At 67.8% G+C, this 22,265-nt stretch carries 20 protein-coding genes and 1 riboswitch; of the genes, 12 read left to right on the forward strand and 8 right to left on the reverse strand.

Features of this window, described 5'->3' with window-relative positions:
• Positions 1 to 172: 172 nt before the first annotated feature.
• Both ACILR9_RS13050 and ACILR9_RS13055 read left to right on the forward strand, forming a co-directional pair.
• A complete protein-coding gene (locus tag ACILR9_RS13050; RefSeq protein WP_395710367.1) occupies positions 173 to 2,869 on the forward strand; it encodes a DUF2339 domain-containing protein in 2,697 nt (898 codons plus the stop codon).
• 189 nt (positions 2,870 to 3,058) lie between these two features.
• The gene (locus ACILR9_RS13055) at positions 3,059 to 4,348 is read left to right on the forward strand and encodes an AMP-binding protein (RefSeq protein WP_395710368.1); all 1,290 of its coding nucleotides are present in this window, start codon (positions 3,059 to 3,061) and stop codon (positions 4,346 to 4,348) included.
• A 197-nt stretch (positions 4,349 to 4,545) separates the two neighbouring features.
• Here the strand turns inward: ACILR9_RS13055 and ACILR9_RS13060 are convergent, their stop codons facing one another.
• The 8 genes from ACILR9_RS13060 to ACILR9_RS13095 form a co-directional block, all read right to left on the reverse strand.
• Positions 4,546 to 4,809 (reverse strand): hypothetical protein, encoded by a 264-nt coding sequence (locus ACILR9_RS13060; RefSeq protein ID WP_395710369.1) that lies wholly within the window; start codon positions 4,807 to 4,809, stop codon positions 4,546 to 4,548.
• Between the two features lie 69 nt (positions 4,810 to 4,878).
• Complete coding sequence (gene pyk / locus ACILR9_RS13065) at positions 4,879 to 6,291, reverse strand: pyruvate kinase (protein WP_395710370.1); 1,413 nt, start codon at positions 6,289 to 6,291, stop codon at positions 4,879 to 4,881.
• A gap of 9 nt (positions 6,292 to 6,300) precedes the next feature.
• Positions 6,301 to 7,215, reverse strand: coding sequence for an L-threonate dehydrogenase (gene ltnD, locus ACILR9_RS13070; RefSeq protein ID WP_395710371.1), 915 nt, complete (start codon positions 7,213 to 7,215; stop codon positions 6,301 to 6,303).
• A gap of 3 nt (positions 7,216 to 7,218) precedes the next feature.
• Complete coding sequence (otnI, locus tag ACILR9_RS13075; RefSeq protein WP_395710372.1) at positions 7,219 to 8,004, reverse strand: 2-oxo-tetronate isomerase; 786 nt, start codon at positions 8,002 to 8,004, stop codon at positions 7,219 to 7,221.
• Between the two features lie 195 nt (positions 8,005 to 8,199).
• Positions 8,200 to 8,847: a 3-oxo-tetronate 4-phosphate decarboxylase gene (gene otnC, locus ACILR9_RS13080; RefSeq protein ID WP_395710373.1), complete on the reverse strand. Its 648-nt coding sequence runs from the start codon at positions 8,845 to 8,847 to the stop codon at positions 8,200 to 8,202.
• A complete protein-coding gene (gene otnK / locus ACILR9_RS13085) occupies positions 8,844 to 10,100 on the reverse strand; it encodes a 3-oxo-tetronate kinase (protein WP_395710374.1) in 1,257 nt (418 codons plus the stop codon). The genes otnC and otnK overlap by 4 nt, the downstream gene beginning before the upstream one ends.
• 10 nt (positions 10,101 to 10,110) lie before the next feature.
• The gene (locus ACILR9_RS13090) at positions 10,111 to 10,530 is read right to left on the reverse strand and encodes a GFA family protein (protein ID WP_395710375.1); all 420 of its coding nucleotides are present in this window, start codon (positions 10,528 to 10,530) and stop codon (positions 10,111 to 10,113) included.
• A gap of 124 nt (positions 10,531 to 10,654) precedes the next feature.
• Positions 10,655 to 11,932: a glycerate kinase gene (locus ACILR9_RS13095; RefSeq protein WP_395710376.1), complete on the reverse strand. Its 1,278-nt coding sequence runs from the start codon at positions 11,930 to 11,932 to the stop codon at positions 10,655 to 10,657.
• A 29-nt stretch (positions 11,933 to 11,961) separates the two neighbouring features.
• Between ACILR9_RS13095 and ACILR9_RS13100 the strand changes: the two genes are divergently transcribed.
• The 10 genes from ACILR9_RS13100 (at position 11,962) to ACILR9_RS13145 (ending at position 22,236) form a co-directional block, all read left to right on the forward strand.
• Positions 11,962 to 12,729, forward strand: a complete 768-nt coding sequence (locus ACILR9_RS13100; protein WP_395710377.1) for an N-formylglutamate amidohydrolase — start codon at positions 11,962 to 11,964, stop codon at positions 12,727 to 12,729.
• A 33-nt stretch (positions 12,730 to 12,762) separates the two neighbouring features.
• Positions 12,763 to 13,539, forward strand: coding sequence for an SDR family NAD(P)-dependent oxidoreductase (locus ACILR9_RS13105; protein ID WP_395710378.1), 777 nt, complete (start codon positions 12,763 to 12,765; stop codon positions 13,537 to 13,539).
• A 3-nt stretch (positions 13,540 to 13,542) separates the two neighbouring features.
• On the forward strand, positions 13,543 to 14,442 hold the full coding sequence (locus ACILR9_RS13110) for a polysaccharide deacetylase family protein (protein ID WP_395710379.1): 900 nt from the start codon (positions 13,543 to 13,545) through the stop codon (positions 14,440 to 14,442).
• Between the two features lie 16 nt (positions 14,443 to 14,458).
• Positions 14,459 to 15,397: a polysaccharide deacetylase family protein gene (locus tag ACILR9_RS13115; protein WP_395710380.1), complete on the forward strand. Its 939-nt coding sequence runs from the start codon at positions 14,459 to 14,461 to the stop codon at positions 15,395 to 15,397.
• A 67-nt stretch (positions 15,398 to 15,464) separates the two neighbouring features.
• Positions 15,465 to 16,460, forward strand: a complete 996-nt coding sequence (locus ACILR9_RS13120; RefSeq protein ID WP_395710381.1) for a Bug family tripartite tricarboxylate transporter substrate binding protein — start codon at positions 15,465 to 15,467, stop codon at positions 16,458 to 16,460.
• A gap of 257 nt (positions 16,461 to 16,717) precedes the next feature.
• Positions 16,718 to 16,918, forward strand: a riboswitch (cobalamin riboswitch).
• A 78-nt stretch (positions 16,919 to 16,996) separates the two neighbouring features.
• Positions 16,997 to 18,895 (forward strand): TonB-dependent receptor plug domain-containing protein, encoded by a 1,899-nt coding sequence (locus ACILR9_RS13125; protein ID WP_395710382.1) that lies wholly within the window; start codon positions 16,997 to 16,999, stop codon positions 18,893 to 18,895.
• Complete coding sequence (locus tag ACILR9_RS13130) at positions 18,895 to 19,656, forward strand: carbon-nitrogen hydrolase family protein (protein ID WP_395710383.1); 762 nt, start codon at positions 18,895 to 18,897, stop codon at positions 19,654 to 19,656. Before ACILR9_RS13125 ends, ACILR9_RS13130 begins: the two co-directional genes overlap by 1 nt.
• The gene (locus tag ACILR9_RS13135; protein ID WP_395710384.1) at positions 19,653 to 20,507 is read left to right on the forward strand and encodes an ABC transporter substrate-binding protein; all 855 of its coding nucleotides are present in this window, start codon (positions 19,653 to 19,655) and stop codon (positions 20,505 to 20,507) included. Before ACILR9_RS13130 ends, ACILR9_RS13135 begins: the two co-directional genes overlap by 4 nt.
• Positions 20,504 to 21,460, forward strand: coding sequence for a FecCD family ABC transporter permease (locus tag ACILR9_RS13140; RefSeq protein WP_395710385.1), 957 nt, complete (start codon positions 20,504 to 20,506; stop codon positions 21,458 to 21,460). Before ACILR9_RS13135 ends, ACILR9_RS13140 begins: the two co-directional genes overlap by 4 nt.
• Positions 21,457 to 22,236, forward strand: coding sequence for an ABC transporter ATP-binding protein (locus tag ACILR9_RS13145; RefSeq protein WP_395710386.1), 780 nt, complete (start codon positions 21,457 to 21,459; stop codon positions 22,234 to 22,236). Before ACILR9_RS13140 ends, ACILR9_RS13145 begins: the two co-directional genes overlap by 4 nt.
• The last annotated feature ends 29 nt before the right edge of the window (positions 22,237 to 22,265 follow it).

Raw genomic sequence — 22,265 nt, forward strand, 5'->3', positions numbered from 1 at the left:
CTGCGCTCGGGATGACACCATTGTTGTCATCCCGAGCGCAGCGAGGGACCTTTCTTTCTTCATCCTGCAGTCGACAGCACAGGCGTCGAAAAAGTCACAGGCTCTCAGGATGAGGTGGGGGTGTTGCGCGCGCCAGGCGTGTTGTGTCCCCTGGCTGGGCCAGGACTAGCCGGTGGACGAAGTCCTTTTGATCCTGCTGGGGATCGTCTGGGCCATCGGCACGCCGATCCTTGCGATCGTTGCCGTCGTGCGCACAGGGACGTTGCGTCGGCAGAACGAGCAACTGGTGGCGGAATTCGCGGCGCTGAAGCGTCAGCTGGCGAGCGGCGAGGCGCCGTTGCCGCCGGCTTTCGCCGAGCAGGGCCCGGCGTCGCTGGCGCCGCCGCCACAGGCGGAACCAGCGGTGGCCGCACCTGCACCCCCTTTCGAGCCGTCGGCACCGCCGGTCGAAGCCGCCGCATCCGCACCCAAGGCCGCGGCCGACGGAGCGGCACCACCCGCGCCGCCGTTCGAGCCGGCGCCGGAGCTGCCCGGCGAGCCTCTGCCGCCCCTCGTCGAGGCTGCAATGGTGCCGCCGCGCGTCGGTTGGGAGCAGCGGTTGGGCGCACGCGCCTTCGTCTGGGTGGGCGCGATCACGCTGGCGCTCGCCGGAATCTTCCTCGTCCGCTACTCGATCGAGGAGGGCTATCTCTCCGAGGAAGTGCGGGTGATCCTGGCGGCCGTGTTCGGCTTCGCCCTGGTGGGTATCGCCGAACGCGTCAGGTCGCGTGACGATCGCATCGCCCAGGCCCTGGCGGCCGCCGGTGTCGCGGCCTTGTACGGCGCGCTGTTCTCCGCCGTCACCCTCTACGAGATGGTCTCGAAGGCGGCCGGGGGCGGCGGCGCCATCGCGCTGACCGCCTTCGCGATCGGCCTGTCGCTGCGTCACGGTCCCTTCGTTGCCGGCCTGGCCTTCGTCGGCGGCTTCGTGAGCCCGGCGATCATCGGCAGCAATTCGCCCAACATACCCGCGCTGTTCGGCTATCTGCTGGCGATCGCGGTCGGCACGCTCGCGGTCATTCGCCTGCGCGGCTGGTGGCCGCTCGGCTGGGGCGTGCTGGCCGGCACGGCCATCTGGGCGATGCTGTGGATCGCCTCCGAGCCAGGCGGCCTGCACTGGGCCTGTCTGTTCCTGGTCGGCGTGGCCGGGTCGTTCGTGTGGGCGACCTGGCGGCGGATCAGCGAAAGCGAGAACCCGCCGATCGACGTCGTCGGCCTGGTCTGGTCGGCGCTCGTTGTCACCGGCGCCTTGCTGGTCGCGATCGTGGTTCGCGACGAGTGGACTCAGACAGCGGGGTGGATCGCGCTGGCCGCGCACGGCGTCGGCCTGTACGTCCTCGGCCGCTGGGTGCCGCGTTACCAGTACATAGCCGGCCTGGCGCCGCTCCTGTCGCTGGCCGGGCTGTTCCTGTGGTGGTCGACGACGCTCGGCAGCGGGCCCAACTGGGACGTCGATCGCTTCACCTGGGCGGCGGTCATGTTCGGCGGCTTCTATGCCGCCGCGGCCTTCGCCCTTATGTGGAACGCCGGCCGCCCGGGCTTCTGGGCGGCGCTGTCGGTCGGCACCGTCTTCGTGTATTTCCTGCTGTGCTGGTACGTCCTGCGCAACAGCGTGCCCGGCATACCGTGGGGCCTGATCAGCATCGGCCTCGCCGTTCCGTTCCTGGTCGGCGCCGAGCGCCTGACGCGCTGGCGCGAGTCGATGCCGGGCGGCACCGAGGCGCTGGGCTATCTCGCGATCGGCGTCGTCTTCTTCATCGCCGCCGCCATCGCCCTCGAGCTGCAGCGCGAATGGATCACAGTGGCGTATGCGGTCGAGTTTGCGGCGGTGGCCGTGATCGCCAAACGGCTCGACCTGCATGCGATGCGCCAGCTGTGCTGGCTGCTGCTCGCCGTTGTCGTGGTGCGGTTCGTGGTCAATCCGATGATCCTGAGCTATCCGCTCGGGGTCACGCCGATCTTCAACTGGATCCTGTGGGGCTATGGCCTGACGATTGCCGCGCTCTGGGTCGGGCTGCGGGCGTTGCGGCCGACGGGCGATCCGCTTCTGGTGCGCGCCACCGAGGCGGCCATCGCCCTGCTGGCCTTCGTGCTGGCGACGCTGGAGGTGCGCAGCGTCTTCCAGCCGGGCTCGATGACCAGCCCCGGCGCCGACTTCATGGAGCGCACCTTCTACGTTCTGGTGTGGGGCGGCTTCGCGCTGACCACGCTCTGGATCGCGCGCCTCAAGCACGATGTGGTGGCGCTGTGGGCATGGCGGCTGAGCGGCGCCCTGGCGGCGCTGACAGTCCTCGTGGTCCAGGTCCTGATCGCCAACCCGGTCTTCGAGAATGCGGGGGTCGGCCGGTTGCCGATCCTGAACGGGCTGCTGCTGGCCTATGCGCTGCCCGCCGTGATGGCCGCCCTGGCGGCGCGCTGGGTCGACATCGAGCCGAACAAGCACGTGGCTGCCCTGGCCGGCGGGACGGCGTCGATCCTGGCCTTCGTCTACGCATCGCTCGAGGTCCGGCATCTCTTCGATCCCGGCTTCGAGCGCAGCGGACTGGGAGCGGAGGGGCTCGAGCTCTACACCTATTCCATCGTCTGGCTGCTGTTCGGCGTCGCCTTGCTGGCCTGGGGATTCCGGCGCGGCGCGGCAATGCTGCGTCACGCCGGCATGGCGCTGGTTTGTATCGTGGTGTTGAAAGTGTTCCTGATCGACATGGCAGGCCTGCAGGGCCTGTTGCGCGTCTTCTCCTTCCTGGGGCTCGGCGCGGCCCTGATCGGCCTGGGCTATGCCTATCGCCGCTTCGGCTTCGACAAAGGTCAAGGGGGAGCAGGGGCCCCATAGGCGCTGGCTTTGCCGAAAAAAAGCGTCATGCGCCGGGAGCGCGCCACTCCGATGGCGCTCTTCTTGTTGATTGCACATCCTATGAGCGCCATCGGAGTGGCGCGCTCCCAGCAAAAGGGCGAAGTCGATGGCAAAAGTGAGCGCCTATGAGCAGGGGCCCCGAGGGGCGCGGAGCCCAGGGAAGCCGGCATGACGGCGCCGCGCTTCGATGAGCTCGGCCTGTCGCTCGATGCATTGCGTGCCCTGCAGCTCGAGCGGCTGAAGCAGGCGCTGGCGCACGCCTACGCCAACCAGGCGCCGTATCGTGCCAAGTGCCGGGCGGCCGGCATCCATCCCGACGACCTGCATCAGCTTGCCGACCTTGCCCGCTTTCCGTTCACCGTGAAGGCCGACCTGCGCGAGGCCTATCCGTTCGGCATGTTCGCCGTGCCGCGGGAGAAATGCGTGCGCGTTCACGCCTCGAGCGGCACGACGGGCCGGCCGACGGTGGTCGGCTACACGGCGGGCGACATCGCCCTGTGGGGCGACCTGATGGCGCGCTCGCTTTCTGTCGGCGGCGCGCGGCCTGGCGACATCGTGCACAACGCCTACGGCTACGGCCTGTTCACCGGCGGCCTGGGTGCGCACTACGGCGCCGAGCGGCTCGGCTGCACGGTGGTGCCGATGTCGGGCGGTTTCGGCGAACGCCAGATCCAGCTGATCCGCGAGTTCGGCGCCCAGGTCCTGATGCTGACGCCGTCCTACATGATGGCGCTGGCCGACGAGTTCGACCGGCAAGGCATCGATCCGCGCAAGACGGCGATCCGCGTCGGCTTCTTCGGCGCCGAGCCGTGGACGGAAGGCATGCGCACCGAGATCGAGGGGCGGCTCGGCATCGACGCCATCGATCTCTACGGGCTGAGCGAGGTGATGGGGCCGGGCGTTGCCTGCGAGTTCGCTGCGACCAAGGACGGTCCGACGATCTGGGAGGATCATTTCTATCCCGAGATCGTCGACCCTGACTCGGGCGAGCCGGTCGCCGATGGCGAGGCTGGAGAGCTCGTCCTGACCTCGCTCACCAAGGAAGCCCTGCCGGTCATCCGCTATCGCACGCGCGACCTGACGCGCCTGCTGCCCGGCTCCGCGGCGGTCATGCGGCGCATGGCCAAGATCACCGGCCGCAGCGACGACATGCTGATCGTGCGCGGCGTCAATCTGTTTCCGAGCCAGGTCGAGGAGCAGATCCTGCGCGACTCGGCCTTGAGCGGCCACTACGTGATCGAGCTCAGCCGGTCCGGCGCGCTCGATGATCTGCTGGTGCGCGTCGAGTCGCGTATCGCCTTGTCGGCAGACGAGAGGGCCCGCGCGACCGTCGACCTGTCACGTCGCCTCAAGGGCATGTGCGGCCTCAGCGCCGAGATCGAGATCGCCGCCATCGGCACGATCGAGCGCTCCATGGGCAAAGCCCGCCGCGTCATCGACAAGCGCCCGAAGGGGTGACGCATCGCTGGAGGCGCGCCACTTCAGTGGCGCGGTCTTCTTTGATCCCGGCGAAGACGCGCAACTGGAGTCGCGCGCCCCCAACGGCATGAACCGCAAAAGCAAAGGTCCCTCGCTACGCTCGGGATGACATCCTCTTTGTCATCCCGAGCGTAGCGAGGGACCTTTCTCTCGTTCCTTTGCGAGCTGTTGCGCGATCAGCCCCAAGGACCACCGGAGGCCAGCCTTATTCTTGCCTTGATCAGGTTTGCATCGCTCGGGACCAGGCCGATCTCGGAGCTGAATTCCGGGACGGTCGTGCGCTGATGCTGCGCGGACGCCTTGTTGCGGGTGATGGTCGTGCCAAGGACGACGGAAAACGTCAGAACTATGGCGCCAATCACCAGGAAATCGATCCAGGTCAGTGTCGGCCGACGATAGCGTCGAGCGACGGCTGCAGCCTTGTCGGTCGTGGTATCCACCTTCGCCTCACGATATGCACTGAACTCGTTACGGGTGGACCATCGCCCCCATCCCTGCAGATTTCAGGGTCATACGTAGGCGATTCTAAGAATATTTGTGGCGCCTGGTGTCCCGAACGGCACCCCGGCCGTTATGACCAGCCGCTCGCCGACCTTGGCCATCCCTTCCTTGCGGGCCACGCGCACGGCGCGCTGGACCATGTCGGCAAAATTCTGGGCGTCCTCGCCATGAATCGGATGGACGCCCCAGGTGAGGGTCATGCGCCGGGCGGTGTCGAGGCTCGGTGTCAGGCAGAGAATGCGCACGTCGGGCCGCTCCCGCGCGGCGCGCAGCGTCGTCGAGCCGGTGGACGTGTAGGTGACAATGGCGGCGGCAGCGAGGGTGTGCGCGCACTGCCGCGCGGCGGCGCTGATCGCATCGGCCGTGGTGGCTTCCGGCTCGCGCCGGCTTGCATCCATCAGCCGGCGATAAAGAGGATCGGCTTCGACGCTCTTTAGGATGCGGTCCATGATGGTAACCGCCTCGACAGGATAATCACCTGAAGCGGACTCGGCCGAGAGCATGACGGCATCGGCGCCGTCATAGACTGCCGTCGCCACGTCTGAGGCTTCGGCGCGCGTCGGCGTCGGCGAATGGACCATCGAATCGAGCATCTGCGTCGCCACGATCGCCGGCCGGCCGGCGGCGCGGCACGCGGCGAGGATGCGCTTCTGCAGCGGCGGCACGGCTTCCGGCGGCATCTCTACGCCGAGATCGCCGCGCGCCACCATGATGCCGTCGCTCTGCTCGATGATCTCGTCGAGATGCTCGATGGCTGCCGGCTTCTCGAGCTTTGCCATCACCGCGGCGCGCCCGGCGACGAGCTTCTTCAGCTCGGCGATGTCGTGCGCGTGTTGGACGAAGGAGAGCGCCACCCAGTCGACGCCGAGCGACAGGCCGTAGTCGAGATCCTTGCGATCCTTCGGCGTCATCGGCGACAGCGGCACGACCAGGTTGGGTAGGTTGACGCCCTTGCGGTCGCTGATTGGGCCGGCGACCTCGACCACGGTATCGATCGTGTCCTCGGTATGCGCCGCGATGCGCAGCCGCACCTTGCCGTCGTCGATCAACAGGAGCCCGTCCGGCTTGGCGGCGGCGAAGATCTCGGGATGGGGCAGGGGGATGCGCTTGGCCGTGCCGGGGGCCTTGTCCATGTCGAAGCGCAGCTTCTGGCCCTTCTTCAGCTCCAGCGGGCCCTTGGCGAAGGACCCCAGCCGCAACTTCGGTCCCTGCAGGTCCATCAGAATGGCGATCGGGTGATTGTATTCCTGCTCCAGGCCACGCAGCAGCTCGACGCGCTGGCGGTGATCGTCCTGCGTGCCGTGGCTGAAATTGAGGCGGAACACGTCGGCGCCGGCCTCGAACAGCTCACGCAGCCGTTCAACAGTCGATGAGGCCGGACCGAGCGTGGCGACGATCTTGGCGAATCGCTGACGGCGCATGCCCATAGTCTACTTCTTCGGCGACGACACTTTGAAGTCACCGGCCTGCTCGTAGACCTTGACGACAGCTGCGTCGTCGAGTCGCCCCCAGCCGGCGCCGGCAGCAGCGAGGAAGAGCTGATGCGCCGCCGCCGCCATCGGCAGCGGCAGGCGCAACTCGTGGCCGGTCCCCAGCACCAGGCCGAGGTCCTTGACGAAGATCTCGATGGCGGAGAGCGGCGAGTAGTCGTCGTCCAGCATGTGCGGCACGCGGTTGCCGAACATCCACGAGTTGCCGGCGCTTGCCGAGATCACCTCGTAGACGGCGCGCGTATCGGCGCCGGCCTTGGCGGCGAGCGCCATGGCTTCGGCGGCGGAAGCGATGTGTACCCCGGCGAGGAGCTGGTTCACCGTCTTCACCAGCGAGCCGATGCCCGGAGCATCGCCCAGCCGGAAGACCTTGGCCGAGGTCGCGGCCAGGATCGACTCGGCGGCGGCAAACGCGTTGGCCGTTCCCGAGGCCATGAAGGTGAGCTCGCCCGACTCGGCCCGTGCGCGTCCGCCCGACATCGGCGCGTCGAGCAGCGCGTGATCGGACCTGGCCAGGCGTTCGCCGAGCGTCTTCGCAAAAGCCGCCGGCACGGTGGCGCATTGCATGACCACACCGTCCTTGCGCAAGGTCGAGACGGCGCCGCCGTCGCCGAACAGCACGGCCTCAACCTGCTGGGCGTTGACGACGGCCACGACCACCGCATCGGCCGAGGCGGCCGCCTCGGCCGGCGACGTCGCCACGACGCCACCGGCGGCCACGAAGGCCTCGCGCGCCACCGCACTGGGATCGACGCCGATCACCTTGTGGCCGCTCTTCAGCAGGTTCTTCGCCATGCCGAGCCCCATCGAGCCCAGGCCGACGAACGCGACGACCGGCGTGTTCTTGTCCGTCATGCCTCAGGCCTCGATGCCGTATTTCCTGGCCCAGCCGAGACCGGCGCCCGTCGTGGTCTTCGGCTTGTACTCCAGGCCGACATAGCCCTGGTAGCCCAGCCGGTCGAGAACATCGAGCAGGTAGAGATGGTTGGCTTCGCCGACGTCCGGCTCGTTGCGGTCCGGATTGCCGGCGATCTGGACGTGCGCCGTGATCGGGAACAGCTTCTCCGTGCGCTTGGTGAGGTCACCCTCCGTGACCTGCATGTGATAAAGGTCGAGCTGCAGGCGCAGATGCGGCGCGCCGACCTCGTCGATGATCCGCCTCACTTGGTCCGTGGTGTTGGTGAAGTAGCCGGGAATGTCGCGATGGTTGATCGGCTCGAGCACCAGCGTGAGCCCGCTCTTGGCGGTCTTGTCGCACGCCATCTTGAGATTGGCGATGAAGGTGCGATGCATCGCCTTGGTGTCGGCGCCGGGTGCGATCATGCCCGACATGATGTGCAGCGTGCGGCACTCCAGGACCTTGGCATAGTCGAGCGCCGTCGTGAGGGCCGCCGCGAACTCGGCCTCGCGGCCGGGCAGGGCGGCGAGGCCGCGCTCGCCCTTGCTGGCGTCGCCCGGCGGCAGATTGAACAGCGCCTGGGTGAGCTTGTGCTTCTTGAGCTCGGCGGCGATGTCGGCCGCCGGCGCCTCGTAGGGGAACAGGATCTCGACGGCCTTGAAGCCGTGCGCGGCGGCGGCGGCGAAGCGTTGCAGGAACGGCACCTCCTGGTAGATCCAGGAGAGATTGGCGGCGAGCTTGGGCATGGCGTTCTGTCCGGTCAGGAGGCGGGATATTCGAATACAACAAAAAAACCGTCATCCCGACTGGAGCCGAGCGTAGCGAGGTGTAGTGGAGGAACCTTTCTTGTTGCACCAGCAAGAAAGGTCCCTCGACTGCACCGCCCTTCGGGCGGTGCCGCTCGGGATGACAGTATTTCTTTCATAGACAAACGCCCTGGGTCAGGAGGGAAAGGCTTCTTCGACCTCGCGCACCTGCATGTCGCTCAGGAGGCGGACCTTGAAGCCCTGCAGCAACAGGTGGAGCTTGGCGGTTTCCTCGAGTTCCTCGATCGACGCGGAGGCCGCCGACAGAGACGTGCCGGCGACGACCGGGCCGTGATTGGCCAGCAGCACCGCGCGATGTCCCTTGGCATAATCGCGGATTGCATCGGCGAGCTTGGGATCGCCCGGCTTGAAGTAAGGCACCAGCGGCAGCTTGCCGACACGCATCACAAAGTAGGGCGTGATCGGCGGCAGCGTCGTTTCGGCATTGTGATGGCAGCTTGGGTCGAGGCACGAGATCGCCACTGCGTGCGTGCAATGCAGGTGGACGATGGCGCCATCCTTGGGCCGCACGTCGTAGACCGAGCGATGCAGCAGCGCCTCCTTGGTCGGCGGATCGCCGCCGACATGCTTGCCCGACAGATCGAGCTTGGAGAGCTGCCTGGGCTCGAGCTCGCCCAGCGATGAATTGGTCGGCGTCATCAGCCAGCCGTCGGCGACGCGCGCGCTGATGTTGCCCGAGGTGCCGGGACACAGGCCACGCGCGGCGAGCTTGGCGCCCAGCGTGCAGATGGCGTCGCGCATCTTCGACTCGGTGGTGCTCATGCGACTTTGAACGCCTTGGTGAAGAAATCGACGGCACCGAAATTGCCGGATTTCAGCGCGAGCAGCAGCGGCCTGGCGCCGACCGACGCCGTCCATGGCACGCCGGGATCGATCTCCGGGCCGATGCGCAGCGCCGTCACGTCGAGCGCGCCGACGACGGCGCCCGAGGTCTCGCCGCCGGCCACCACGAGCCGGCCGACGCCGGCGGCGATGAGGCCCCTGGCCAGGGCAGCCATGGTCTTCTCGATCGCCTGGCTCGACTTTTCGATGCCGTACTTGGCCTGCAGGGCCTTGACCGCGTCGGGTTTGTCGCTGGCCGAGAGCAGGATCGGGCCGTTGCCGAGCTTGTCCCTGGCCCAGGCCAAGGCCTTCTCGCCGACCGGTTCGCCGCGGCAGATGGCGTCGGTATCGAGGTGAAGGTGCGGGCCGCCGAAGGCGGCGATCTGGTCCAGGGTCGCGGCCGAGCAGGAGCCGGCCAGCACCGCGGCCGCGCCCGCGACCCTGGGCAGCGTGTCGGCGTTGGCCTTGTGGGCCAGCAGGCCGCGCCGGCGATAGGCTGCGGGCAGGCCGAGCGCCACGCCCGAGCCGCCGGTGACCAGCAGATCGTCGCCGACCGCCTCGCCGATGATGCCGAGATCGGTATCGGCGATGGCATCGACCACGACATGCCGCACCGAATCGGCGGCGAGGCCGTCGAGCGCCGCGCGCAGGGTGGCCGATCCAGACTGCACCTGCTTCAGGGCCACGAGCCCGACCTTGTGCGGCGTCTGGCGCGCCAGCACGCGCACCAGGCTGGCGTCGGTCATCGGCGTGAGCGGATGGTGGCGCATGTGCGAATCGGAGAGCAGCACGCTGCCGACGAAAAGATGGCCGAAGAAGATCGTGCGGCCGTTCTCGGGGAAGGCCGGGCAGTAGATCGCCTGCCTGCCGTTCAAGGCATCGAGCAGGGCGTCGCCCACCGGTCCGATATTTCCGGCATCGGTCGAATCGAAGGTCGAGCAATATTTGAAGAAGAAGCGCTGGCAGCCCGCCGCCTGCAGGACGGCGAGGGCTTCGAGCGACTGGGCGATGGCATCCTTTGCGGCGATCGAGCGTGTCTTGAGCGCGACCACGACGGCATCGACGTCGTCGGGAATCGTGCCGGCCGCCGGCACGCCGATCGTCTGGATGGTGCGCATGCCGCCCCTGACCAGCATGCCCGCAATGTCGGTTGCGCCGGTGAAGTCGTCGGCGATCACTCCGAGAACAGCCATAAGCTTGACGTTAGGCGATGACGGACGCCTTCATCCAGAACTTTCGGCGCCGGGAGCGCCGTCGCGCCTCGTCCTCGCCGTCGTAGTGATGCAGCGGGGGCGCCGGATCGAACGTATCGCGAATTTCTAGGGAATTGACATTGACGATGCCGATTGGCCCGCCATCGTCGGGCATCACGGCGCCGACATAGGCCCCGCACCGGGCGCACAGCAGGTAGTCAGTGATGCCGAGCCCAAAGCGGTAGCGCAGCAAGCGCTGCGGCGCGGCTCGGAACTCGACCGAGCCGACCGGATCACCCATGGTCCGCGCGCCGTGGCGGCGACAGAAGCTGCAGCCGCACCGCCCGACCCGCAGCTCCTGGGGCTTCTTCTCCGAGGTGAGGGCGATGGTGATGGCACCGCAGTGGCAGGATCCGGGGTAGGTGGTCATGGCCCAAGGATACGACTGATTGCCAGAGCGTGCTCCTATTCTCCTCCCCAATTTCTCGTTCTCCTCCCCAAGCGCAGCTTGGGGAGGGACATGATTGGAAGGTCCCTTCGCTCAGCAAAGTCGATCAAGGCACGATCAACGTCGCCCTGAAGTCGTTGACGTTGGTGCGGGTCGGTCCCGTGACGAGGCTGTCGCCCAGCATCTCGAAGAACGAATGACCGTCATTGTTGTCGAGCATCGCCTGCGGGTCGTGCCCGAGCTTGCGGGCTCGAGCCAGCGTGTCCGGCATGAAGATGGCGCCGGCGATATCCTCGGCGCCGTCCACACCGTCGGTGTCGGCGGCGAGGCCCCAGAGATGCGGCGAGCCGCCGGCGGCGATTGCCTGGGCCAGCAGGTACTCGACGTTGCGGCCGCCGCGCCCTTTGCCGCGCACGGTGACGGTGGTCTCGCCGCCGGACAGGATCACTGACGGCTTGCCGCCGCGAAGCGCGCGCTCGATCGCCTGGCGCGCGTGCAGCGCTCCCAGCTCGCGTGCTTCTCCTTCGAGATTGTCGCCCAGGATCACAGCATCGAGGCCGCGGTCGAGGGCGATCGATGCGGCAGCCTCCAGCGAGCGGCGCGGCGTCGCCACGATGATGGTCTCGGTCCGCGCGAGGCGGGGGTCGCCGGGCTTGGGCGTTTCCTCGATTTGTCCTGCTGCTCCCTTTTCCAGATGAGCGAGCACCGACGCCGGCGGATCGATGGCGTACTTCGCAAGCACAGTCAGCGCGTCGGCGAAAGTCGTCCGATCTGGCACCGTCGGGCCGGAGCCGATCACCCCGGGGTCGTCGTTCGGCACATCGGAGATCAACCACGACAGAACGCGCGCCGGCTGCGCGGCGATGGCGAGGCGTCCGCCCTTGATCGCCGAGAGGTGCTTTCGCACCGTGTTCATCTCGACGATGTTGGCGCCCGATTTGAGCAGCGCCCGATTGACCGCCTGCTTGTCCGCCAGCGTGAGTCCCGGCGCGGGCAAGGCGAGCAGGGCCGATGCGCCGCCCGAGATCAGGCAGAGGACGAGATCTTCCGGACTCAACCCTTCGACGCGTTGCAGGATGCGGCCGGCGGCGGCGCGGCCCTTCTCGTCGGGCACGGGGTGAGCCGCCTCGACGATCTCGATCCGCCGGCAAGCTTCGCCATAGCCGTAGCGCGTGACGACGAGACCTTCGACGGCATGCGGCCACTGCTCCTCGACGGCCTGCGCCATCGCCGCGCTCGCCTTGCCGGCGCCGATCACGATCGTGCGGCCCCGCGGCGGATGCAGCGCGCCGATGTAGGGTGTCAGGCAGGTGGCGGGGCGGGCTGCGGCCAGGGCGGCGTCGAACAGATCGCGCAGCAGGGCGCGGGCATCGGCATCTTTCATTTGCGCAATCTTCACACTATAGGGGCGCGATGCAACCATTGCTCGGGCCGCACGATCCGCCTGCTTTTTCCGTCCACAATGCCGGCGGCAGGGCACCTCTGCTGCTGCTCTGCGATCATGCCAGCAAGGCGGTGCCGCAGGCGCTGGGAACGCTGGGCATATCCGAAGAGGAGCTCTCGCGTCACATCGGTTGGGATATCGGCGGCCTGGATGCGGCGATCGAGCTGTCGAAGGTGCTGGATGCACCGCTCGTCGCGTCGGGCTATTCGCGCCTGGTCATCGATTGCAACCGCTGGCCGGGCGGCGAAGGGTCGACGCCCGAGGTGAGCGACGGCACGCCGGTGCCTGCCAATCGCGGCCTGACCGACGAGCAGGTGCAGGCGCGCGCCGAGGCCTGCTTCTGGCCGTATCACCGCGAGGTCGATCGTCAGCTCGATCTGATGACCGCCGGCGGACGCAAGGTTGGCATGCTGGTGATGCACAGCTTCACGCCGCAGATGAACGGCTCCGAGCGGCCATGGCACGTCGGCGTGCTGTGGAACGACGATGCGCGCCTGCCGGAACCCTTGCTCGCCGAGCTGCGCCGCGACGCTGCTCTCATTGTCGGCGACAACGAGCCCTACTCGGCGCGCGCTTCGTACGAATACACGCTGACGGCCCATGCGCGCTCGCGTGCGCTGCCGCATTGCTCGCTCGAGGTGCGTCAGGACCTGATCCGCACGCCCGACGACGCGCGCGCCTGGGGCCGCCGGCTCGCGCCGGCCATCGACGCGGCGCTTGCGCTCGCCTTGGGGTGAGGGGGTACGATACGGGGCAGCAGGGAGGGCGTCGTGGCGAAAGGTGCAAGCGGTCGGGTGGCCGGCAAGGTCGCCATCGTGACAGGGGCGGCGGCAGGCCTCGGTCGGGCGATCGCGCTGAGACTCTCGGAGGAGGGCGCGGCGCTTGCCATTGCCGATATCGATGCGAAGGGCCTCGCCGAAACAGAGCGGCTGATCAGGCAGAGTGGGCGCCCGGTGCAGGCGACCGTTGCCGACGTCACCGAGGAGGCGCCGGTCAAGGACCTCTTTGCCGCCATCCTCGCCGCGCACGGGCACATCGACATCCTCGTGAACGACGTCGGCGGCGGGCTGTCCGGCCGTATCTGGGAAGCCAAGGTCGAGGATTGGGACTTCGTCATGCGCCTCAACCTGCGCTCGGCCTTCCTGTGCACGCGCGAGGCGACCCGGCATATGCGCGAGCGCCGCGCCGGACGAATCGTCAATCTGTCCTCCGGCTCGCGTGAGGGCACGCCCTGGATGGCGTATTACACTGGTAATTCCGCCTACGCGGCGGCCAAGGCCGCCATCCACGGCTTCACCCGCAACGTGGCGCTCGAGATGGCCGAATACGGCGTGACCGCGAACGCGGTGGCGCCGGGGCCGATCGAGACCGAAAAGAACCGCGAGAGCTTCCAGGCGCTCGAAGGGTTGGAATACGGGCCGACCCGTGCGACGCCGTTGCGCCGGCTGGGAATGCCCGCCGATATTGCCAATGCCGTGCTCTATCTCGCCTCAGACGAGGCCAACTACATCACCGGAACGACGCTCGCCGTCGCAGGAGGTCGTTGAATCATGGCCGCGGATCATCTCGATCAGGAACTCAGCCGTCTCGGCGCCAAGGCGGCCGACTACGCTGCCCGCCACCAGGTGATCGACAAGATCACGTGGCCCAACGGAGCGCGCGTCGCGGTGAACTTCACCGCCGACTTCGACGCCATGCTGCTGCGGCGCGTGCTCAACGAGCCGCCGATGCAGCTCGCCAAGGGCGAGTTCGGCGGCCGGGTCGGCATCTGGCGCCTGATCGAGCTGTTCAACGGCCACGGCATCAAGGCGACGATCTTCACGCCGGGCCGCATCTGCGAGCTCTATCCGCAGGCCGTGAAGGCGGCGTCGAAGAGCGGCCACGAGATCGGCGACCACATGTGGGAGCACCGGGTGCCCGATGACGCCGCGCTCGAGCGCGATCACCTCGAGAAGGCGTCGTCGGCGATCGAGAAGCTGACCGGCCGCCGTCCGGTCGGCACGCGCAGCTGGCATACCCGCAGCCTCCTCAGCGACAATGGCTTCATCTACAACTCGCACGACACGCCCGATCACCGGCCGCACTACGTCAGCGACGCCGACGGATCGCGGCCGCTGCTCAACCTGCCGTTCCATCTCGCCATCGATGACGCCATGTTCTTCAGCTTCACCTGGCTGAACAGCGAGAACGAGGCGCAGCGCATGATGGACCCCGACCACGTGTTCGACATCTGGTGGGCAGCCTTCGAGCGCGAGTACCAGCAGGGCGGCTATCTGAATGTCTGCCTGCATCCCTTCGTCTCGGGCCGTGCCCTGCGCATCGCCATGCTCGATCGGCTGATCACCCGGATGAAGAGCCTGCCCGGGGTGTGGTTCCCGACCTGCGAGCAGGTGGCGCGGCATTGCCTGGAGACCAATCCGCCGCGGTTGTCGAACACGCGCGTGCACTGACGGGGGAGGGCGGGTCATGCCGTGGAAGGAACGCTACACGATCAGCGACGAGAAGAGCCTGCTCGATTCGGAGATCGGCTGGCCGGATGGGCAGCGTTGCTGCTTCCGGGTCGTGGTCGATCTCAGCCCGCCGTGCGGGCCCGATGGCATCACGGCGCCCGATATCGCCAAGCCCGACGCCTATTTCGGCATGCATGGCGGGCTCGAGTCACTGTGCGAGACCCTGCAGCGCCATTCGATCCCGGCGACCTTCGCGGTCCCGGCCGTGATCGCAGAAATATATGCCGACAAGATCCGCGCCTTGCACGCCAAGGGTCACGAGATCGCCGCGCACGGCTTCAAGCATGAGGACCTGAGCAAGCTCGAGCGCGACGAGGAGCAGGCGCGTGTGCGGCGCACGACGGAAATCCTGAGCGCCATCACCGGTGAACGGCCGGCGGGTTGGTTTTCGCTGCCGCGTCCCGGCGACAAGTATGCCGGCGGCAGCATCAGCGGCGCCACGATGGATCTGCTGATCGACGCAGGCTACGCCTACTTCGGCAACGGGCTCGCCGACGACGCGCCGCATTACTGGGTGACCGACTTCGCCAGCCGCCGCGCCATTCTGGCGCTGCCGTACTACTACCATTTCGACGATCAGTTCTTCCTGATGTTCCCCGAGAAAGGCACGGGGCTGGAGAACCCCAGTGGGCTGTTCCGCAACTGCAAGGCGGAGCTCGATGCCCAGTACAAGCGAGGCCGTCAATTCAGCATGACTTTGCATCCGCACGGCATCGGCTGGCCAAGCCGCCTGCACATGCTGGAGCAGTTCCTTGACCATGCCCGTCGCCTGCCCGGCATGTGGTTCACGACGAGTGCGGCATGTGCGCGTCACTGGACGAGCGTGTTTCCGGCGAGCACGCATCTCAGGCTCGAGCCGTCGATCTGGCAGGACCACCCCGGCAGCCTGAGCTGAGAGGGATGCCGCCGTCTTTCCGCTTCCTCGACATGGTTGAAGCCAGGACGCACCGAGAGAGGATACGATGCCTTACACCCCGCGTTTACCCATGTCGCGCCGCGGCCTCTTGGCCGGCGCGGCGACGCTGCCGCTGCTTGGGCGGGCCGCCGCAGCCGACGCCTATCCCTCGAAGCCGATCCGGGTCGTTCTGCCCGGGCCGGCGGGCGGCATCATCGATGTCGCCATCCGGAGCCTTTCCGATGTGCTGGCCGCCGACCTCGGCCAGCCGATCGTCGTCGACCCGCGGCCGGGCGGCAATGGGGTTGTGGCGGGCCAGATCGTCGTTGCGGCGCCGAAGGACGGCTACACCGTGGAGCTCACGGTGTCGGCCTACTACGCTCTGCCGTTCCTGATGAAGGTGCCGTTCGACGTCGTCGAGGACTTTACGCCGATCGCCATGGTCGGCGTATCGGCCGCGGTGCTGTGCGTCGCCAAATCCCTGCCGATCCGCACCATCGACGAGTTGGTGGCTTATGCGCGGCAGAACCCGCAGGCGCTCAACTATCTCAATCCCGGCAATGGGACGCCCTCGCATCTCGTGCTCGAGCAGGTCCGCCTCGACAAGAAGGTCGAGCTGGCGTCCGTGCCCTACAAAGGGCTGCCGCCCGGCGTGCAGGACCTGCTGGGCGAACGCATCCAACTGGGGCTTATCAGCGCACCACTGGTGCTGGGTCACATCCGCTCCGGCGCGCTCCGGGCGATCGCGGTGTCAGGAGGTGCGCGCCTGCCTGAGCTGCCCGGCGTGGCGACCTTCCGGGAGCAGGGCTACGGCGGCCTCGAGGTGCAGTCGGCAATCCCGCTGCTCGGGCCCAAGGGGCTGCCGGACCCGATCGTCGAGCGGCTCAACGGCGCGTTTGCCAAGGCGCTGGCCGATCCGCAGGTCCGCAGCCGTCTGGCAGCCGCCTGCATCCAGCCTCAGCCGATGACGGTGGCCGAAATGAAGGCTTGGGCGAAGAACGAGAACCAGCGGCTGGGCCGGCTGATCACGCAGCTCGGCATCAAGGCCGACGGCAGCGACTGATACTGCATACTGCATCCGGAGGTGGGTCGCCGGCCCGGCGGCATCGATGGTCGGGGCATGGCACTGTCGGCTCTGCTGACGCCGGGTTGAAGCCAGCTTCATAGGCTCCCGCACCACACGGAATTCGCAAATCAGCCCGCCCTTCTGTCTCGCTCCCGGCGTGCGGGGAGGAGGCAGAAGGGCGGGCTGATTTGCGAATGGCCTGCCCCGGACCGGCAGTCTGGCCGCAGGTCCCTTGACGCATCGGGCTGTTTCGGCAAGCTTGATCCATCGACGGTCCTCCTTAACGGAAGCGAAGAGGGAACGCCGTGGTGCCCGCGTTCGGGCCAATCGGCGGCTGTACCCGCAGCTGTGAGCGGCGAGCGAAAGCCTATCGAGCCACTGGATTTCGGTCCGGGAAGGCGGGCAGGAGCGACGATCCGCAAGCCAGAAGACCTGCCGGCGATAGCGTCGCTCTTCCGATGGACGGGATGTTCCAACGGGACGGTCAACCGAGCGGTGACGCGCCTTGCGTGTCTGGCCTGGGAGATCGTTCGATGCGATCGATTCGTCTTTGTCTGTCCGTCCTCCTGTTGTTTGCGCCACTGTCCGCCCTGGCCCAGACCGAGCCGGTCGGGATGGCTCCCGACGTGGTGATCACGGCAGATCGCTTTCCCACCGATCCGGCCAAGGTCACCGGGAGCGTCACCGTCATCACCAATGACGACATGCAGAAGCGCCAGCTGCGCACCGTGGCCGACGTGCTGCGATCCGTGCCGGGCGTGTCGGTGCAGCAATCGGGCGGACCGGGTACCCAGACCGCGGTCTTCGTGCGCGGCTCGAACGCCAACCACGTGCTCGTGCTTATCGACGGCGTCAACGTGAGCGATCCTTCGTCGTCCAACGGTGCCGTCGATTTCGCACACTTCCTGACCGAGAATCTCGACCGCGTCGAGGTCGTGCGCGGCCCGATGAGCACGATGTACGGCTCGCAGGCGATCGGCGGCGTCATCAACATGGTGACCAAGGCGGGCAAGGGGCCGATCAACGGCGCGGCCTTCACCGAGCTCGGTACCCGGCTGCAGAGCAACAGCGGTGCCTATGTGCGGGGCAGCGAGGGTCGCTTCAACTACAACCTGACCTTCGCCGGCACCTTCTCGCCGAACGATTCGCCGGTGCCGGCCCGCTTCTGGCCGCCCGGCGGCTACGTCGACGTCGATCCCTATCGCAATATCACCCTGGCTTCGCGCCTGGGCGTCGAGCTCACCGACACGACCAATCTCACCTGGTTCACGCGCTACATCGACACCCAGGTCCGGTACGACCAGGTCGGGCTGGAAGATCCCAATGCGACCGGCTTCACCCAGCAGCTCTTCAATCGCGTGGAGCTGGACGGCAGCTATCTCAGCGGCCGCTGGAGGCCGACCGTCGGCATCTCCTATTCGAGCATCTATCGCCACGACCAGGATTTCCCGAGCTTTCAGAATCCCTTCCCCTTCGCGCAGGACGCCTACTACAACGGTCGGCGTCTGCAGGCCGATTGGAAGAACCTGGTCAGCCTCAGCGAGCAGATCGACGTTATTGCCGGCATCGACTTCGATCGGACGTGGGCCTACAACAATGTCGATGGCAGCCAGGGCTGGGGCACCATGGCGCAGACTGGATTCTACGGGCAGTTGCGCGGCACGTTCTTCGACACGCTGAACCTCAACCTCGCGGGCCGCGTCGACGTCAACGACACGTACGGCACGGTGTCGACATGGCGCGCGGGGGCGTCCTACCTGTTCCAGCCGACCGACACCAAGATCAAGGGCTCGTACGGCACGGCCTTCAAGGCGCCCTCGCTCTTCGAGCTCTACGGCACCGGCTTCTTCTGTGCCGGCAACCTCAGCCTGCAGCCGGAATACAGCCGTGGCTACGAATTCGGCGTGGAGCAGGGGGTGTTCGATCGAAAGCTCACCGCGGGGATCACCTATTTCTTCAACACCTTCAGCAACCTCATCCAGTGCCCGCCGCCCTTCACCTCGCTGGCCAACGTCGCCAATGCGCAGAGCGAGGGGTTCGAGACTTTCGTCCAGATCAGGCCGTTCCGCTGGCTCGACTTCAACTTCGAGTACACGTTCACCATCGCGCGCAACGTCGATGCCAATCAGCCGCTGGTCCGTCGGCCGCAGGATTCGTTCAACATCCGCGGCGAGGTGCGTCCGTGGGACGATGTGCGGCTGGGGTTCGGGGTGAGCCAGGTCAGCAATCGCTACGATTTCGACGCCGTCACCGGCGCCATCATCCAGCCGTCGGCCTACACGCTGGTCCGCTTCACGGCAGCCTACGACATCCGCAGCAACGTCCAGCTCTATGCCCGTGCGGAGAACGTGCTCAACCAGATATACGAGGAGCCGGAAGGCTTCCAGGCGCCGTACTTCCAGGCCTTTTTCGGCGTGAAGGCGAAATTCTGATGGCGGTCACGCTGGCGTTGCTCCATCTGGCATCCTGGCCGGGTGAGGTCGAGCGGAACAAGTCGGAGATCGAACGGGCGGTGCGCCGCGCGGCCGCCCTCGGCGCGCGGTTCGCCGTCACACCGGAACTGGCGGTGAGCGGCTACGGGTTCCGCGACGTCATCGGCACGGACTGGATTGCACGCGGGCAGCCGGCGCTGTTCGCCTGGGCAGGCGTGCTGGCGCGGCAGGAGTCGATGTTCCTGGCGCTCGGGACGCCCGAGGCGGAGGCATTGGGCGGCGGCTTGTTCAACAGCATCACGGTGTTCGCGCCCGATGGCCGCTTGGTGGGACGCCATCGCAAGATCAACGTCCTGAGAGTGGGCTCAGAATCCTGGTCGGCCGCGGGGGACAGGCCCGCGGTCGTGGAACTCGCCGGGCTCGGTCGCATCGGGCTCTTCATCTGTGCCGACATGTACTCCGAGCGTCTGGTCGCCGAGACGGCGGCAGGCGACGTCGACCTCCTCCTTTCCTCGGCCGCTTGGGCGCCGGGGCTCCACGGCCCGGACGGCGAATGGGAGCGCGCATCCGCGACGACCGGCAGACCCGTCCTGGTCTGCAACCGCACCGGCCGCGACGTCCTGGACTTCACCGCAGCCAGGTCGATCGCCGCGGTCGGGGGCATCGTGCGCCATTGTCACGCATCGGTCGAGTCGGCGATCGTCCTGGTCGACTGGGATCGGCAGGATCGCCAACTGACCGGCTGGCGCGTCTTCCCATGAAGCGGCGTCCACATCTGCGGAAGACCCTGGTCCTGTGGCTGCGTCTGCTGCTCGGCCTGGTCCTCCCGCTGACGGCGTCTGCACCGGGATCGACGCAGGCGCCGCAGCGGGTCGTCACGGTCAACCTCTGTCTCGATCAGATTGCCTTGCGTCTCGCCGCGCCCGGTCAGCTTGCCGGCGTCAGCATGCTGTCGCACGACCCGCGGCTGTCGGTCCTGGTGGATCAGGCGCGCGCCATCGCCCCGGTTCGTCCCAGCGTCGAGGCGATCCTCGCCCTGCGCCCTGATCTGGTGATCTTCGATGCGGTGGCGCAGTCCGGCCTCAAGGATCTCGTGCGCCGGGCGGGCGTCGCCGTTCTGGAAGTCCCCTGGGCGGCATCGCTCGCGGAAGCGGAGACACTGTTCGGCCAGATTGCCGCCGCCCTTGGCCGCCTCGAGGTCGGCCGGGCCGTGGTGGCCGACATGCGCCGGCAACGATCCGGACTGGCTTCGCAGTCGCGTCCGGTCGCACTGGCAGCCGTCCTGCAAGCCAACGGCGCCACGACCGGCAAGGGCAGCCTGATGGGCGAGCTGCTGCACCTCGCAGGCTTTCGCAACCTCGCCGCCGAGCTCGGCATTCCGGCTTACGGACGCTGGTCGCTGGAGACGGTTCTCGCCGGCCGGCCGGATTTGCTGGTGATCGATGCCGAGGCCAATCTGGACCCGGCCCGCGCCACCGAGTTCGTCGATCACGCCGCTCTCCGGAGCTTGGCCGGCAAGGCCCATGTGGTCTCCGTGCCGACGAAATACGCGATCTGCGCCGGACCGGAGAATTTCCACGCGATCCGCCTCCTGGCCGAGGCACGGCGATGAGAGGCGGGCTGCTTGCCCTGGTCCTGCTGCTGTTCGGTGCTTCGCTGGCCGTCGGTCCGGTGCCGTGGCCGTGGCGGCTCGGCGACGAGGTCGGTTGGACCATCGTCTGGCAGCTGCGTGTGCCGCGGGCGAGCCTTGGATTGCTGATCGGCGGGTCACTCGGGCTGAGCGGCGCCATCCTGCAGGGCTGGCTGCGCAACCCGCTGGCCGAGCCAGGCGTAATCGGCGTCTCCGCCTGTGCGAGCTTCGCCGCGGTCTGCGCGTTCTACGGCGGCCTCGCCGCCATCGTGTCGCTTGCCTTGCCGCTGGCCGGGATCCTCGGCGCGATCGTCGCCGTCGGTCTTCTGGCGGCGGCGGTGCGCGCCGGCACCGGAACGGTGTCCCTGCTGCTGACGGGCGTCGCCATCAACGCCATTGCCGCCGCCCTGATCTCGCTCGTGCTGGCATCGTCACCCAACCCGTTCGCTTTCCAGGAAATCTCGCTGTGGCTGGCCGGGTCGATCGCCGATCGCGACCTGCGCTACTTGGCGGTCTCGGCGCCGTTCATGATCGGCGGCGGTGCCATCGTGCTGGGGGCAGGGCGGTGGCTCGATGCCCTGTCGCTCGGCGAGGAAACGGCGCGCAGCCTGGGGGCCGATACCAAGGCCCTCGGCCTGCGCCTGACCGCGGGAGTCGGCCTGATGGTCGGGGCCGCCACGTCGGTGGCGGGCGTCATCGGCTTCGTCGGCCTGATCGCTCCCCATCTCGTGCGCGCCCGGGTGGGATACAGGCCGGGCGCGACACTTTGGCCCGCCACCTTGGTCGGTGCCGCCCTGGTGCTTGCGGCCGACATTCTCGTGCGCCTCCTGCCCACCGCCTACGAGCTGCAGCTCGGCGTCTTCACATCGCTGGTCGGCGCACCGTTCCTCGTCCACGTCGTGCGCCGCTCGCGCGCGGCATGGCTCGCCGCATGAGCTGCCTGTCGACGCGCGGTCTCGCTTGCCACCACGGCAGCCGGCCCGTCCTGACGGGCGTCGAGATCGCTTTTGCCGGCGGCGAACTGACGGCAATCGTCGGCCCCAACGGGGCCGGCAAGACCACGCTGCTGCGCCATCTCGCCGGCCTCGATACACCCGCCGCCGGCGGCATCGAGCTCGACGGTGCGCCGCTGTCGGCCATCGCCTTGGGCCTGCGCGCTCGACGCATCGCCTATCTGGCCCAGGGTGCGCATGCCTATTGGCCGCTGCTCGGACGCGACCTGGTGCGCCTGGGCAGGCTTCCGCACGGCGCGGACCTGGGCAGGCCGTCGAGCGGAGCCGATGGCGATGCCGTCGAGCAGGCGCTGAGGCGCGTCGATGCCGTCGCGCTGGCTGCGCGGCCGGTCGATACGCTGTCGCAGGGCGAGCGGGCGCGCGTGATGCTGGCACGGATCCTCGCCACGGAGGCCGATGTCGTGCTGGCCGACGAGCCGGTGGCAAGCCTGGATCCCGGCTACGCTCTCGACGCCATGGCCGTCCTGCGCGCGGAGGCCGGGCGCGGCGCCGTTGTGATCGTCAGCCTGCACGATCTCGGCCTTGCCGCCCGCTTCGCCGACCGTGTCGTGGTGCTGGCGGGCGGCAGGGTGGTGGCCGATGGGGGTCCGTCGGCGGCATTGCGGCCGGCGGTGCTGGAGGCGGCCTACGGTATCGGCTTTCGAACCGTCACCGTCGATGGCGTTGTCCAGGTCGTGGCCTGGAGCCGACAGCCGTGAGACCAGGACAAGCCGGCTGGCGTATCCGC

The sequence above is a fragment of the Reyranella sp. genome (genome assembly GCF_044224635.1).
GTDB lineage: Bacteria > Pseudomonadota > Alphaproteobacteria > Reyranellales > Reyranellaceae > Reyranella.